This is a genomic window from Staphylococcus sp. FSL W8-1270, assembly GCF_038007165.1.
Classification (GTDB): Bacteria; Bacillota; Bacilli; order Staphylococcales; family Staphylococcaceae; genus Staphylococcus; species Staphylococcus hominis.
Map to the genome: position 1 here is coordinate 227595 of NZ_JBBOWQ010000001.1, position 17299 is coordinate 244893.

Annotated in this window: 8 protein-coding genes; all 8 read left to right on the forward strand. The window is 33.2% G+C overall.

The features are described from left to right. Positions 1-100 precede the first annotated feature (100 nt). The 8 genes from NSU06_RS01095 (at position 101) to gtfB (ending at position 17278) form a co-directional block, all read left to right on the forward strand. A complete protein-coding gene (locus tag NSU06_RS01095; RefSeq protein ID WP_340780020.1) occupies positions 101-6940 on the forward strand; it encodes a lectin-like domain-containing protein in 6840 nt (2279 codons plus the stop codon). A gap of 242 nt (positions 6941-7182) precedes the next feature. Beyond that, positions 7183-8382 carry an accessory Sec system protein translocase subunit SecY2 gene (gene secY2 / locus NSU06_RS01100; RefSeq protein ID WP_340779103.1) on the forward strand — a complete coding sequence of 400 codons (1200 nt, stop codon included), beginning with the start codon at positions 7183-7185 and terminating at the stop codon, positions 8380-8382. Positions 8383-8391: 9 nt separating this feature from the next. After that, positions 8392-9960, forward strand: coding sequence for an accessory Sec system protein Asp1 (gene asp1 / locus NSU06_RS01105; RefSeq protein ID WP_070647375.1), 1569 nt, complete (start codon positions 8392-8394; stop codon positions 9958-9960). After that, the gene (gene asp2, locus NSU06_RS01110; RefSeq protein WP_340779106.1) at positions 9950-11512 is read left to right on the forward strand and encodes an accessory Sec system protein Asp2; all 1563 of its coding nucleotides are present in this window, start codon (positions 9950-9952) and stop codon (positions 11510-11512) included. The genes asp1 and asp2 overlap by 11 nt, the downstream gene beginning before the upstream one ends. Then, on the forward strand, positions 11496-12047 hold the full coding sequence (gene asp3 / locus NSU06_RS01115; RefSeq protein ID WP_049382160.1) for an accessory Sec system protein Asp3: 552 nt from the start codon (positions 11496-11498) through the stop codon (positions 12045-12047). Before asp2 ends, asp3 begins: the two co-directional genes overlap by 17 nt. After that, positions 12028-14418, forward strand: a complete 2391-nt coding sequence (gene secA2 / locus NSU06_RS01120; RefSeq protein ID WP_340779109.1) for an accessory Sec system translocase SecA2 — start codon at positions 12028-12030, stop codon at positions 14416-14418. The genes asp3 and secA2 overlap by 20 nt, the downstream gene beginning before the upstream one ends. Before the next feature lie 17 nt (positions 14419-14435). Then, entirely contained in the window at positions 14436-15941 is a 1506-nt protein-coding gene (gene gtfA / locus NSU06_RS01125; protein ID WP_107622296.1) for an accessory Sec system glycosyltransferase GtfA, read from the forward strand. Then, positions 15938-17278 (forward strand): accessory Sec system glycosylation chaperone GtfB, encoded by a 1341-nt coding sequence (gene gtfB, locus NSU06_RS01130; RefSeq protein WP_145437049.1) that lies wholly within the window; start codon positions 15938-15940, stop codon positions 17276-17278. The genes gtfA and gtfB overlap by 4 nt, the downstream gene beginning before the upstream one ends. Positions 17279-17299 lie beyond the last annotated feature (21 nt).

The following is a 17299-nucleotide window of genomic DNA, read 5'->3' on the forward strand; positions in this document are numbered from 1 at the left end:
GTGTTGATATATACATGTAAATAGTAATATAATGATTAAAATTCTATTGAACTATAAAAGTTAGTTAGAGCCAAATTAATTAGAAATTTAGGAGAATATTATGTCAAAAAAAGAAAAAGATTTTAAACGTTCTTTTGGGGAAGAAAAAGCTAGAGTTAAACTTTACAAATCGGGGAAACATTGGGTTAAAGCAGGTATTAGAGAACTTCAATTATTAAGAAGTTTAGGTTTATCATTTTTTGATAAAGATGTTGAAAAGACAAATGATTTGCCAAAATCAACCCAGCATAACTTAAAAACACAAGCATTGAAGACTACGGGACTCGTCGGGGGTGCATTTACATTTGCAATGTTAAATGATCATCATGCTTTTGCAGCCTCAGAAACACCTATGACTTCAGAAATTGCATCTAATAGTGAAACAGTCGCAAATCAAAACTCAACCACAGTTACAAACTCTGAAACCTCAACAACCGAGTCTATTTCAAGTCAAACAAGTACCTCCGAAGATGCTACATCTAGTACAAATTCAACAGAAAAAAGTGCTTCATCATCTACAACAGATAGTCAAACAAGTACAGATTCAACAGAAAAAAGTACTTCAGCATCTACAACAGATAGTCACACAAGTACAGATTCAACGTCAGATAAATCTACATCAAATTCTGAAAAACAAGATAGCTCGATGTCAAATTCTGATACTAAAGCTTCAAGTTCATCAACTACTGATAATTCAACAAGTAATAATAGCGCTACTTCAGAGAAAGATACTAATAGTCAAGCCAACACTACATCTACAGATAGTCAAAAAGGTAGTACTTCAACCAGTGATAATAGCATTACGTCAACAAGTACAAAAGATAATCAAATAAGAAAAAATTCGACAGAATCAAATAGTATAACGTCATCAAATTCTACATCAGACAGTAATAGTGATTCAACAGTTTCTACTAATTCAACGACGTCACAGTTAACGAGTACTTCAGAAAGTCAGATAAGTACAGATTTAGGTTCCATATTATTAGTGAGTGATTCAACGAATACATCAACAAGTACAGCACCTTTATCATTAAGAACATTCAGTAAGTATGCAGTTAACACTTTAGCAATTCCTACTACTGTGACAACCTATGTTGCTAGTGCACCAACTACAGATGTTGTCACAGTGACTAAAGAGAATTTTAGTCAACATTTTAATCTTAAAGATGCTGCAATCTATGATGCTAATACAGGTATTGTTACTCTTACTCCAGATACACCAAGTCAAAAAGGATCCATTACTTTAAATACTAAAATCAATTCAAATAAGAGTTTCAATTTTACAGGAAAAGTAAATTTAGGGAGTCGTTATGAAGGATACTCACCTGATGGAGTGATAGGAGGAGACGGTATAGGATTTGCTTTCTCTCCAGGAACGTTAGATGCAACGGGTAAAGAAGGGGCAGCTGTAGGTATTGGAGGATTGACGAATGCATTTGGCTTTAAATTAGATACATATCATAATACGTCTACTCCAAAATCTATTTCAAAAGCTTACGCAGATCCAAGAAATGTTGGTGGTGGCGGTGCTTTTGGTGCATTTGTTTCTACAAATTCAAGCGGTATGGCTACAACTGAAGCAACAGGAGCTGCAAAATTAAATGTACAGCCTAATTCAAATACTTTCCAAGACTTTGTAATCGATTATAACGGTGATACTAAAGTTATGACAGTGAATTATGCAGGTCAAACATTTACACGTAATTTATCAGATTGGCTTAGAAGAAATTCTTCTCCAAACTACGCGTTATCAATTACTGCATCTACAGGCAGTGCTCAAAATCTGCAACAGATTCAATTCGGAACATTTACGTATACACAAACCGCAGTAACTCAAGTTAATTATGTCGATATAACTACTGGAAAACAAATAATCCCATTTAAAACGTATGCTGGAGATGTAGATAATGTTGTTACGTTAGATAATCAAGAAAATTTACTTAATGCTTTAGGTTATAAGTATGCATTTACAGATAGTTCAAATGCGCCAACATTCAATGCAACTAATAATCAAGTAAAACTAACCAATACTGGACAATCTGTTACGTATTACTATCAAGATGTTAAAGCACCCACTATTAATATGAATAATCAAATAAATGAAGTATATTCACAAATAAATCCAATATTTGTGAATGTTAGTGATAATAGTGGGGAAACTCTTTCTATAACTGTTAATGGGTTGCCTGATGGATTAACTTATGATTCTCAAAGTAATACAATTACTGGAATACCAACTAAAATTGGAAGTTATACAGTTAATATTACAGCTACAGATAGTTCAAATAATTCATCAACACAATCAATTAATTGGACAGTTACAAAAAATGTAACTAGTGATTCAATATCTACATCAACTAGTACTAGTACGACAAATTCTCAAAGTAAATTAGCATCTGAAAATATAAGTACGTCAGCAAGTGAGTCAGCATCAACAAATGTGAGTGACTCAGCAAGTGCAAGCACGTCATTAAGTGGATTAACATCAACAAGTGTGAGTGGCTCAACAAGTACGAGTCTTTCAGACTCAGCAAGTGCAAGTACATCATTAAGTGAGTCAACGTCAACAAGTGTGAGTGACTCAACAAGTGCAAGCACGTCATTAAGTGAGTCAACATCAACAAGTGCGAGTGATTCAACAAGTGCAAGTACATCATCAAGTGAATCAACATCAACAAGTGTGAGTGATTCAACAAGTGCAAGTACATCATTAAGTGAGTCAACATCAACAAGTGTGAGTGATTCAACAAGTGCAAGCACATCATTAAGTGAATCAACATCAACAAGCGTGAGCGATTCAAATAGCGCAAGCACGTCATTAAGTGAGTCAACGTCAACAAGTGTGAGTGACTCAACAAGTGCAAGCACGTCATTAAGTGCATCAACAAGTACGAGTCTTTCAGACTCAGCAAGTGCAAGCACATCATTAAGTGGATCAACAAGTACGAGTCTTTCAGACTCAGCAAGTGCAAGCACATCATTAAGTGAGTCAACGTCAACAAGTGTGAGTGATTCAACAAGTACAAGTACATCATTAAGTGAGTCAACATCAACAAGTGCGAGTGATTCAACAAGTGCAAGCACATCATCAAGTGAATCAACATCAACAAGTGTGAGTGATTCAACAAGTGCAAGCACATCATTAAGTGAGTCAACGTCAACAAGTGTGAGTGATTCAACAAGTGCAAGTACATCATTAAGTGAGTCAACATCAACAAGTGTGAGTGATTCAACAAGTGCAAGTACATCATTAAGCGAGTCAACGTCAACAAGCATGAGTGACTCAACAAGTACAAGTACGTCATTAAGTGCATCAACAAGTACGAGTCTTTCAGACTCAACAAGTGTAAGCACATCATTAAGCGAGTCAACATCAACAAGTGTGAGTGATTCAACAAGTGCAAGCACATCATTAAGTGAGTCAACGTCAACAAGCGAGAGTGACTCAACAAGTGCAAGCACGTCATTAAGTGAGTCAACATCGACAAGTGTGAGCGATTCAACAAGTGCAAGTACGTCAGAAAGTGAGTCAGCATCAACAAATGTGAGCAATTCAACAAGTGCAAGTACGTCAGAAAGTGAGTCAACATCAACAAGTGTGAGCGATTCGACAAGTGCAAGCACATCATTAAGTGAGTCAACGTCAACAAGTATGAGTGATTCAACAAGTGCAAGTACGTCATTAAGTGCATCAACAAGTACGAGTCTTTCAGACTCAACAAGTGTAAGCACATCATTAAGCGAGTCAACATCAACAAGCGTGAGTGATTCAACAAGTGCAAGCACATCATTAAGTGGATCAACGTCAACAAGTGTGAGCGATTCAACAAGTGCAAGCACGTCATTAAGTGAGTCAACGTCAACAAGCGAGAATGACTCAACAAGTGCAAGCACGTCATTAAGTGAGTCAACGTCAACAAGTGTGAGCGATTCAACAAGTGCAAGTACATCATTAAGCGAGTCAACGTCAACAAGCATGAGTGACTCAACAAGTGTAAGCACATCATTAAGTGGATCAACATCAACAAGTGTGAGTGATTCAACAAGTGCAAGTACATCATTAAGTGAGTCAACATCAACAAGTGTGAGTGATTCAACAAGTGCAAGCACATCATTAAGTGAATCAACATCAACAAGCGTGAGCGATTCAAATAGCGCAAGCACGTCATTAAGTGAGTCAACGTCAACAAGTGTGAGTGACTCAACAAGTGCAAGCACATCATTAAGTGAGTCAACGTCAACAAGCGAGAGTGACTCAACAAGTACAAGTACGTCATTAAGTGGATCAACAAGTACGAGTCTTTCAGACTCAGCAAGCGCAAGCACATCATCAAGTGAATCAACGTCAACAAGTGTGAGTGATTCAACAAGTGCAAGCACGTCATTAAGTGGATCAACGTCAACAAGCGAGAGTGACTCAACAAGCACAAGTACGTCATTAAGTGCATCAACAAGTACGAGTCTTTCAGATTCAACAAGTGCAAGCACGTCATTAAGTGGATCAACGTCAACAAGCGAGAGTGACTCAACAAGCACAAGTACGTCATTAAGTGCATCAACAAGTACGAGTCTTTCAGATTCAACAAGTGCAAGCACATCATTAAGTGAGTCAACGTCAACAAGTGTGAGTGATTCAACAAGTACAAGTACATCATTAAGCGAGTCAACATCAACAAGCGTGAGTGATTCAATAAGTGCAAGCACATCATTAAGTGGATCAACGTCAACAAGTGTGAGCGATTCAACAAGTGCAAGCACGTCATTAAGTGAGTCAACGTCAACAAGCGAGAGTGACTCAACAAGTGCAAGCACGTCATTAAGTGAATCAACAAGTACGAGTCTTTCAGACTCAACAAGTGTAAGCACATCATTAAGCGAGTCAACATCAACAAGTGTGAGTGATTCAACAAGTGCAAGCACATCATCAAGTGAATCAACATCAACAAGTGTGAGTGATTCAACAAGTGCAAGCACGTCATTAAGTGCATCAACAAGTACGAGTCTTTCAGACTCAGCAAGTGCAAGCACATCATTAAGTGGATCAACATCAACAAGCGAGAGTGACTCAATAAGCACAAGTACGTCATTAAGTGGATCAACGTCAACAAGCGAGAGTGATTCAACAAGTGCAAGCACGTCATTAAGTGAGTCAACGTCAACAAGCGAGAGTGACTCAACAAGTGCAAGTACATCATTAAGCGAGTCAACGTCAACAAGCATGAGTGACTCAACAAGTACAAGTACGTCATTAAGTGCATCAACAAGTACGAGTCTTTCAGACTCAACAAGTGTAAGCACATCATTAAGCGAGTCAACATCAACAAGTGTGAGTGATTCAACAAGTGCAAGCACATCATTAAGTGAGTCAACGTCAACAAGCGAGAGTGACTCAACAAGTGCAAGCACGTCATTAAGTGAGTCAACATCGACAAGCGTGAGTGATTCAACAAGTGCAAGCACATCATTAAGTGGATCAACGTCAACAAGTGTGAGCGATTCAACAAGTGCAAGCACGTCATTAAGTGAGTCAACGTCAACAAGCGAGAATGACTCAACAAGTGCAAGCACGTCATTAAGTGAGTCAACGTCAACAAGTGTGAGCGATTCAACAAGTGCAAGTACATCATTAAGCGAGTCAACGTCAACAAGCATGAGTGACTCAACAAGTGTAAGCACATCATTAAGTGGATCAACATCAACAAGTGTGAGCGATTCAACAAACACAAGTACGTCATTAAGTGGATCAACATCAACAAGTGTGAGCGATTCAACAAACACAAGTACGTCATTAAGTGGATCAACATCAACAAGTGTGAGCGATTCAACAAGTGCAAGCACGTCATTAAGCGGATCAACATCAACAAGTGTGAGTGACTCAACAAGTGCAAGCACGTCATTAAGTGAATCAATAAGTACGAGTCTTTCAGACTCAGCAAGTGCAAGCACATCATTAAGTGAGTCAACATCAACAAGTGCGAGTGATTCAACAAGTGCAAGCACATCATCAAGTGAATCAACATCAACAAGTGTGAGTGATTCAACAAGTGCAAGCACATCATTAAGTGGATCAACATCAACAAGTGTGAGTGATTCAACAAGTGCAAGCACATCATTAAGTGGATCAACATCAACAAGTATGAGTGATTCAACAAGTGCAAGCACATCATTAAGTGAGTCAACATCAACAAGCGTGAGTGATTCAACAAGTGCAAGCACATCATTAAGTGGATCAACATCAACAAGTGTGAGTGACTCAACAAGTGCAAGCACGTCATTAAGCGGATCAACATCAACAAGTGTGAGTGACTCAACAAGTGCAAGCACATCATTAAGTGAGTCAACGTCAACAAGTGTGAGTGACTCAACAAGTGTAAGCACATCATTAAGCGAGTCAACATCAACAAGTGTGAGTGACTCAACAAGTGCAAGCACATCATTAAGTGGATCAGTATCAACAAGCGTGAGTGATTCAACAAGTGCAAGTACATCATTAAGTGAGTCAACGTCAACAAGTGTGAGTGACTCAACAAGTGCAAGCACATCATTAAGTGGATCAACATCAACAAGTGTGAGTGACTCAACAAGTGCAAGCACGTCATTAAGTGGATCAACATCAACAAGTGTGAGTGACTCAACAAGTGCAAGCACATCATTAAGTGAGTCAACGTCAACAAGCATGAGTGACTCAACAAGTGTAAGCACATCTGAAATGCAGCATTCAATGCATCTTGCACATAGTGATTCTCAACTTCCTAAACACCATGAAGATTTACCTGAAACCGGTAAAGAAAATTCAAATTCTTCAATACTTGTTTCAGCTGTTGCAGCAATGTTGACTGGTTTAGGTATGATTAGAAAATCTCGTAAAAATAAAAAAGATAATGATAGACAAAGACGTTAATAATTAAAAAGTAAGAGAACTTTAAAAGGCTAATGACTTCTCTCTTACAATTGAAAAATTAATAGTTGTTTATAACGAAGGATTTAAATGTCTATTAATATGAGTCAGGTGTCTTTTCTAAAAAATAGAGACTAAAGCATAATATTTGGTAAATAGTTTTAATTTAAGTACCAAAATAATTTATGTCTTTAGTCTCTTTGATATAATTAAACAAACGTTATTTTAAAAATTTAGGTGGAATTATGTTCAAAGAACAAGAATATAAAGTGTTATATAAAAGAATTATTTTTACGTGTTTTATTTTAGTCATTTATATTTTAGGAAGTCATATTTCAATCGTTAGTTCTAATTCTTTTCATAGTGGCAATGATAGCTTTTTTAAACTTGCTATATCTAACGTTGGAGGAGATCTTACAAATTTAAATATTTTTTCATTAGGTCTAGGTCCTTGGTTAACATCGTTAATTCTAATCATGTTATTGAGTTATAGAAATATAGATAAAATAACGAAACAAACACGTGCAGAAAAACATTATAAAGAGAGAATATTAACGTTACTATTTGCAGGTTTTCAAAGTTATTATGTAATTAACACATATATAAATAATAATTTTATTAAAGATAATAATATAATATTACTCATGCTGACTTTAATTACAGGTGCCATGCTATTAGTTTGGTTAGCTGACCAGAATATCACTTATGGCATCGCTGGACCTATGCCAATTGTACTTATAAGCTTAATTAAATCACTATTTAATAATCAGCATTTTGAAAGCATACACATCAATCCTTTACTAATTATTTTAACCATTATAGCTTTAATAATTGCCTTATTATTATTGTTATTTATTGAATTAACAGAGTATAGACTTAGTTATAGAGATATTATGAATAATGCAAATAAAAAATCGCCAACATATTTAGCTTGGAAATTAAATCCAGCGGGTAGTATTTCAATTATGATGAGCTTATCTGTATTCGTACTTTTAAATAATTTAATCCACCTTATTGGAGCAATTTTTGGAAAGCATTTGAATTTGTATTTCTTAAGTTTTTCTAATTCAATAGGTATAACAAGTTACTTTGTTATTCAAATTATATTGAACTATGTCTTGTCTCGCTTTTTAATTAATACGAAAAGAAAAGCTGATGAATTTTTAAAAAATGGAAATTACTTTGACACTATTTATCCAGGCAAGGATACTGAACGTTTTTTAAATCGTAAAGCTCGAAAAGTATGTTGGATTGGAGCAATTATCGTAGCATTGATTCTTGCTTTTCCAATGTATTTGACATTACTTGCACCTGGTTTTTCTAAAGAAATATATTTTTCAGTACAACTTATTATATTGGTATACATCAGTATTAATATAGGAGAAACAATACGTACATATTTATATTTTGACCGTTATAAAGAAATTTTAAATAAATATTGGTAGGAGATTGTTATGAAACAGTTTATACCTGCATGGTATGACTCTAAAAATTGGTGGAATAGCACTACACAACCGTTTTATATAAAAAGAAAAGTCACAGAATTTGACGATATGATTAGTTTAATTTCTATGCATCAAAAAAATAATTCACAGTTCAATACCATTATTTTAAATTATCAACCGATGCTAAGATTATTTCTTCATAGACACGGACTATATGAAATGTCTTATTGGTCACTTTTTGATGATATTCAAGGGGTAGCCCAAATGTCGCCACAAGCGATAGATTATAGAGATTTAGAATGGCCAGAAGATACCGAGTTTATCTATACGCCATTTCAAGTTATAGCAATTACCAGTGAAACTACTTATTCTAAAATGAATTTTAGCCAAGAAGGTTATCTCTTCGAAATAGAAACATATAAAGAGAAGTCATTGCAAGTTAAATATTTATTTGATGATAGAGGATTCATTTCTTCAATTGAAAAGTTTCAAAATAATGGACAACCTAGTTATAAAGAATATCTAGATATTAATGGTCATACTATTATGATACAAAGTCTTATAACACAAAAAGTTGAAATTTCTTGTGATTTTTATAGTCAATTTGAAAAAATAGAGTATTCGAGTATTGAAGAGATTATTTATGAAAAATTAAGTCAATATTATTTTAAATATATAGAACATCATGACAAAGTCATCGTCGCAGCTGATCAACATCATAACGACATGATTAACAAGATATTTGATTTAAAAAATCTTTGTTTTTCAGTATTTACTCAACGTAATCGAACATTAGAGGAATCAATATTACAATCTATTATTCAGGCACAATATTGTATTGTAGATACATTAGAAAATGAACAACTTATTAAAGATTTTGTGAAAAAGCATGATATCGCTAACCACTTTAGTTTAATGCGTATTACACCCTTCGATGTACAAACGCTACCTAATATGAGTAGTCAACTCTATGAAACCAATATTGGAGTTTGGATAGATAGTTTAAATGAAGTAAGACTCAAAGAATTAATAGATATACTTATACAATATAGTGTAGAAAGAGAAAATATCAGATTGCATTTATTAACTAGAAAAAATGATACTGATATTCCAGAATGGCTTACTTATAAAATTAAAAATACTAACGAACAATTAAATAAAAATGAGGAACAGTTATCTTTAGAAGTACGAGATATTTTAGAAACAGAAGTTGAAGAAATTGAATATATTAAACTTATTTTTGTACCTTTTGAGGAGCATTTATTGAAAGAAATGTCTCACTTACGAGTAATGATAGACTTAGGAAATGAGCCTGACTTATACTTGCAAATTTCAAGTATCAGTGTAGGTATTCCGCAAATAAATCAACTTAAAACGAATTATGTTGACCATAAACTAAACGGTTTAATTATTAATGATACGTCTGAATTGATTATGGCTCTAGATTTCTATCTATTAAATCTTAAAAATTGGAATTATTCATTTGCACACTCTATAAAATTAAGTGAAGAATTCAGTTCTTCTAAGATTATTACACAGTTAAACCATTTGATTGAAGGTGAAAATAATGGGACGTAAATTTAGAGTACTACAAATAGGAGGACATGATTTGGGTTCACTATTTAAGGAAAAAGAAGATGTCGAATGGGATTATCTTGACGATGCAGTATTTCATTTTGAAAGTGGATATATTGATGCAGTTCAAGAGATTATAAAGGTCTATGGTGAATTCAATCTTGTCTTTGTGCAAAGTCCATATTCACAATCACTCATGAAACTATTACATTTAGTGAGTGTCCCGCATAATACAGTCATAGATTTTCATGTATGGTCAGATCTCTTTGAAAATGATTCTTTAGTAAGATCTAAATTAATAAAACCTTTATATTATGAAAATGAAGAAATGTTACACCATAAATTATTTTCAGTCACTTTCGTGAAACAATATGGTGATAGAGTTTCTCCTATAAAAGTAATGGTCAATCCTAGTTTTAAAGGAGAATATCATTATCAAGGAAATAAGGCACTCGTACTTGAGGGAGATTTTGGAATGGAGTTTACACCATTACTTACATGGACACAAAATCTTGTTAATGATGCAAATATAGTTAACGAAATTTGGCCTGAATATACGATAGAAGGAGATATTGATCTTGAATATACGCTACGAATATTTCCATTTGGATCAACGGATATACCAGAAATGACCTTTCACTATCACCAAAAAGACTTATTGAACCCCATTCAATTACCACGATTATCTTATCAAGCTAATATAAGTGTGTCACTTAAAGCAAAAGGAAAAGGTAAGCTTAGTGTTGGAGCAGTACATAAGAGATGGTCACGTCTTGAAATGGGTCAATTTATTATGGGGGGACAACGATTTTCAGATGATTCTAGGGACGAATTTATGTATTACTTTAATCCGGGTGATATGAAACCACCACTTAATGTTTATTTTAGTGGGTATCGACCAGCCGAAGGATTCGAAGGTTTTTATATGATGAATAAAATGAATGCCCCATTTATCTTAATTAGTGATCCAAGGCTAGAAGGTGGCGCATTTTATTTAGGATCAGAGGAGTATGAACAAAAAATCATTAAGGTAATCAAAGAAGCTTTAGGATTTTTAAAATTTAAAGACAATGATTTAATATTATCTGGATTATCGATGGGGTCATTTGGTGCACTTTATTATGCTACTGTGCTTGAACCAGCTGCAGTTATTATAGGTAAACCACTTATAAATATTGGTACGATTGCGAATAATATGAAACTACTTCGCCCTAATGAATTTGGCACTGCTAATGATGTGTTATTAGCAAATGAGGGGGGGATTTCAAAACAAGATATTGCTAACATGGATCAACGTTTTTGGAATAAATTAGAACATAGTCATCTTTCAGATACCATATTTGCAATTGCATACATGAAGCATGATGATTATGATGCCATGGCATTTCACAATATATCACCTATATTAAGCAAACAACGTGCACATGTGATGAGTCGTGGTGTACCAGGTCGTCATAATGATGACTCACCAACAATAACAAACTGGTTTATTAACTTTTATAATATGATTTTAGAAGATAGTTTTGGGAGAGATTCACGTGCAAGCACTAAATAATTATCGTATTGAATGGCGCTATATCCATCCTTCAACATTTATGTATGGAACGATATTACAGTTTAAAAAAGAAGGTACGTTGTTTAAAAACCCGCTTATGCCTTCAGGAACAGTGATTCATGCTTGGCATATGCTCACACGCTTTGATATAGACAAGGCAGTACCCTCTCTTCCAATTTTAAGAAAAGGGTATCATTATGAAATTAAACTAAATTTCGACGTTCAACCTCCACGTGCTGCATACGTTAAAGTCACATTTTATCGAAAAAATGATTCTGAATTGTCGTATTTAATTATTGAAAAGGAAGATGAAATCACAGAATTTAAATTTCCTCAAGAAGCCTATGCTTATAAAATTGAACTTATCAATTCTGGATTAAATTTTCTTTTATTTCATAATATCATTATTAATGAGTCAGAAAATAAACATCCTAAACATGATACCACTACAGATAAAATTGAAATAATAAATAAAGTTATTCATCAGACCAACACTACTAATGGAGGTATATCATATGGCAAATCGATTGAATGATATGATTAATCGTATGCGCTTAAAACGAATAGATAAACTACTATCTGAAGTCAATCGCTATAGTCAATTATTTGCCACATATTCTGATGAAGCGCTTCAAGCCAAAACTAGCGAGTTTAAACAACGATTAAAAGATCCAAAAATATCTCTAAATCAATTATTACCAGAAGCCTATGCTACGATACGTGAGGCATCTAAACGAGTGTTACATATGTATCCAAAAGACGTACAAGTCATGGGCGCTATAGTGATGCATCAAGGAAACATCGCTGAAATGCAAACAGGTGAAGGAAAAACATTAACTGCGACGATGCCTTTATATTTAAATGCATTAAGCGGGAAAACAGCTTATCTTATTACGACAAATGATTATTTAGCGAATCGAGATTTACAAGAAATGAAGCCATTATACGAATGGCTAGGTTTAACAGCATCCCTAGGTTTTGTAGATATACCTGATTATGAATATGATGAGGGAGAAAAAAAGAAATTATATAATCACGATATTGTCTATACGACGAATGGGCGTTTAGGATTCGATTATTTATTTGATAATCTTGCTGACCATATTAATGCAAAATATTTGCCAGAACTTAATTTTGCAATCATCGATGAGATTGACTCTATCATATTAGATGCGGCGCAAACACCTCTTGTTATCTCAGGTGCACCACGTGTTCAATCAAATTTATTTCATATTGTTAAATTATTTATTGAGATATTAGAAGAAGATGAGCATTTTAAAGTAAATTTAAATAAGAAAGAAGTTTGGCTCACTAAAGAAGGAATTGAAAAAGCAAATCATTATTTTAAAGTCGACAATATGTATAAGATTAAATATTTCGATTTAGTCCGTGTTATTAACTTATCATTACGTGCAAAGTATCTTTTTCAAGATAACTTAGACTATTTTATTTATAACGGAGAAGTGGTATTAATCGATCGTATTACTGGACGGATGTTGCCAGGTACTAAGCTTCAATCCGGACTACATCAAGCACTTGAAGCAAAAGAAAATGTCGAATTATCGCAAGATTTTAGTGTTATGGCAACAATTACTTTCCAAAATTTATTTAAGCTATTTAATAAATTTTCAGGTATGACAGGAACTGGAAAACTTGGAGAAAAAGAATTTTTTGAATTATATTCAAAAATAGTGATTCAAATCCCAACCCATCATCCAATTATACGCGAAGACAAAGAAGATAGAGTTTATGTGAAATCTGATGATAAAAACAAAGCAATACTTGAACAGATAATTCATATTCATCAAACGAAGCAACCCGTATTACTTATTACGCGCACCGCTGAAGCTGCTGAATTTTTTTCTGCCCAATTATTTGAACAAAATATCCCGAATAATTTATTAATTGCTCAAAATGTAGCAAAAGAAGCACAAATGATTGCAGAAGCGGGACAGCAAGAAGCTGTCACCGTGTCTACAAGTATGGCAGGAAGAGGAACAGACATCAAACTTGGTAACGGGGTATACGAACTAGGTGGACTAGCAGTTATTATTAATGAACATATGGAAAATAGTAGAGTGGATCGACAACTCCGTGGCCGTGCTGGAAGACAAGGAGATCCTGGACAGTCTCAAATATATGTTTCGTTAGATGATTATATTGTAAAACGATGGAGTAATACCAAATGGGCTAATAATGATAAAATCAAAAAAATAGATTACCAAAAATTACAATATAGTCCATTTTTTAGAAATAAAGTGAGAAATATTGTGAAAAAAGCACAACGTGTGTCTGAAGAAACAGCGATGGTTAATCGAGAAATGGCAAATGAGTTTGAGAAAAGTATAGGTATCCAACGTGAACATATATATAAAGAACGTGATCGTATTTTGGCAATAGATGATTTTAAAGAATTTGATTTTGAACAATTAGCACGTGATGTTTTTGAATATGACATTAAAACAAAGTATATAGTCACTGAAAACGATGTAATTCATTATATTTACAATCATCTAAGTTTTAATTTTAAAGATGAAACGATGACTCAATATCTTGAATCTAGAGAAAGTATTATCAATTTCCTTCTTCAGCAATTTAATAAACAATTGGAAAAGAATCTTAATACTGTTAATGATGCGTATTTAAAATTAAGATTTTTACAAAAAGCAATCCTTAAAGCTATTGATGTCGAATGGATCAATCAAGTAGATCAATTACAACAATTAAAAGCAAGTGTGAATAATCGTCAAAACGGCCAACGTAATGCGATTTTTGAATATCATAGAGTAGCATTAGAAACATATGAACATATGACAATGAATATTAAAAGAGAAATGATTCGAAACTTATGTCTAAGCATTTTAACATTTGATAAAAAGCAAGATTTAGTGATACATTTCCCATAAAGTTGAGGTGTTGTTTAGTGACCATTTATAATATAAATTTTGGAATTGGCTGGGCAAGTAGTGGAGTAGAATATGCACAAGCTTATCGCGCCAAATTATTAAGACAAATTAATCAATCAGCTAAATTTATTTTTTTAGATTTTATTTCATCTGAAAATATTCAAACATTAACCCACAATATTGGCTTTAAAGATGATGAGGTTATATGGTTATATCAATATTTTAGTGATATTAAGATAGCACCCACGACATATACGATTGACCAACTGATTCAAGATTTAGGTAATCCTGTTACTGCACGTATTCAAACAGGAAAAGTATTACGTTTATATATCGGTAATAATCAATCTTATGTAAGTTGCTATTTAAAAGAGGAAGATAAAGAAGTTGTAGATCGTGCTGAGTTTGTTGTGAATGGAATGCTGATACGAAAAGATTATTATAGTTATGTTCGTACGTTTTCAGAGTATTATGCACCAAAGGATAATCGTGCCAAAGTGTATATGAGACAGTTTTATAATGAAGATGGTTCTGTGGTATATCGAGAGTATATTGATGGAAATTCGAGTATATATGTGTTTGATGATGCTAGACTATACAGTAAACAACAGTTTGTAGCTTATTTCATGCAACAGTTACATTTAACTTCGGATGATATAGTCATTATTGATCGTTCTACAAAAGTAGGGCAAGCCATTCTTGAAAATAAAGGTCCTAGTAAAGTAGGAATTGTAGTTCACGCTGAACATTATAGTGAAAATTCAACAGATGATACTCATATTTTATGGAATAATTTCTATGAATATGTATTTTCTAAAGCCCCTTTTATTGATTTTTATATTACAGCCACAGATTTACAAAATAAAATCTTATCTGAGCAATTTAAAAAATACACATCATATCAACCACGTATACGCACGATTCCAGTGGGCAGTTTGCAACAGCTTAATTATCCTAAGGAACATCGTCAACCTTACTCGATGTTAACTGCCTCAAGACTAGCTAGTGAAAAACATGTAGACTGGATTGTTAAAGCAGCAATTAAAGCTAAAAAAGAAGTACCTAAATTAAGGTTAGATATATATGGGCATGGTGGCGAAAAATCAAATATTGAAAATATTATTAAAGAAAATCATGCAGAAGATTATATTCAATTAAAAGGACATGTCAACTTAGATGATATTTATGTGAATTATGAATTATTTGTTTCTGCTTCTACAAGTGAAGGGTTTGGGCTTACTTTAATGGAAGCAGTAGGTTCTGGTCTTGGTATGATAGGTTTTGAAGTCAATTATGGCAACCCTACATTTATTGAAGAGGGTAAGAATGGATATCTCATTCCAATCGATAAAGACAATCAAAATATAGAAGATATTACTGATAGCATGGCAAAAAAAATCATTCAATATTTCAATAAGGGATTAACACGTCCTCATGACATGTCTTATAAAATTGCAAAACCTTATGAAACAATAAATATCACGCAAAAATGGCAAAATTTAATTAATGAGGTGCTACAATGATTAATTTATTTGAAACATTTAATGATGCATCACAAAAATTACAACAATCTCTTTATCTTGCGGATTATCGACATCCAACAATTGTGATGGATGACAATGGTTTTTTACCTGATGATGTCATATCGCCTTATAAATTTTTTGCTAATTATAAACAATTTAAAGATGATACACCAACTTTTTTTAATGAGGTGAATATTCCTCCTTTATGGGAAATTGCGGGAAATCAAAATATTGCAGAAATTATTGATAATGGCAAAGTGAGAGGGCGCATATTTTACCGTGAACATTTTAAAAATAGAATTGTAAATTTTGTTGAATGGTTTGATGAAAAAGATCGTTTACGTTCAGTCGATCATTACACTAAAGAAGGAGTCAAATTTGCACATACGGTATATGATTTAGAAAAAACTCCTATCTTAAAAACATATGTGAATCGTGAAGGTAAAGAAATCATATATGAAAACTTTGTTACCAAAGACATTGTACTAGATTGGAAGGGTCAATCACATTTCTTTGCATCCAAACACGACTTCATTATTTTCTTTTTGAATCAATTAGATATAGATATTTCTAAGATTATTATTAATTCTCTTGCAACCCCATTTTTTGTACTTTATTATTCTGATTTTATTAAACAAGCCGTACTATTTTGGCAAGAAAATAGTGAGAGTCATGTCCCAGGAAATATGAAACTCCTATTAGATAAAGAGCAATGTCATACATCGGTTATTATTCCAGATAAACAAGAATATGAACGTATTATAAGCCATATCGAAGCAAATTATATAGATAGTATTCAATCAGCGGGATATTTATATAATTATCAAAGGAATAATAAATATACAAAACGCATACTGAATTTAACAAATTCCGATGATATTCCATATATTGAAGAATTGATAAAATTACATCCAGAGTTTGAATTTCATATCGGCGCGATAACTGAAATGTCTTCTAAATTATTAAATTTAGAGCAGTATTCAAATGTAGTGCTTTATCCAACAGTTACGCCAAAAACAGTTGATCGTTTGTTTAAAAAATGTGACATTTATTTAGATGTTAATCATGGTGGCGAAATTTTAAATGCACTTGAAAGGGCTATGTTAAACAATCAACTGATACTTGGTTATAAAGAAACAATACATCGACCTTCTTTTGTGGCAGATGACAATATAATTTCAATGCAACACTATCATGACTTAAGTAATATCTTAAATATTATTGTGAAAAATAAAGAACAATTTAAAGAACGACTTAAACAACAAAAGTTACACAATAATCAAATTGATAAACGACAATTTAAAAAGACTTTAAAACAAATATTAGGATTAATTTAAGTATTTAGAGTTTAGGAGTGA

Coding starts and splice junctions, on each gene's coding strand:
- NSU06_RS01095 (WP_340780020.1), top strand. CDS start 101: ATGTCAAAAAAAGAAAAAGATTTTAAACGTTCTTTTGGGGAAGAAAAA.
- secY2 (WP_340779103.1), top strand. CDS start 7,183: ATGTTCAAAGAACAAGAATATAAAGTGTTATATAAAAGAATTATTTTT.
- asp1 (WP_070647375.1), top strand. CDS start 8,392: ATGAAACAGTTTATACCTGCATGGTATGACTCTAAAAATTGGTGGAAT.
- asp2 (WP_340779106.1), top strand. CDS start 9,950: ATGGGACGTAAATTTAGAGTACTACAAATAGGAGGACATGATTTGGGT.
- secA2 (WP_340779109.1), top strand. CDS start 12,028: ATGGCAAATCGATTGAATGATATGATTAATCGTATGCGCTTAAAACGA.
- gtfB (WP_145437049.1), top strand. CDS start 15,938: ATGATTAATTTATTTGAAACATTTAATGATGCATCACAAAAATTACAA.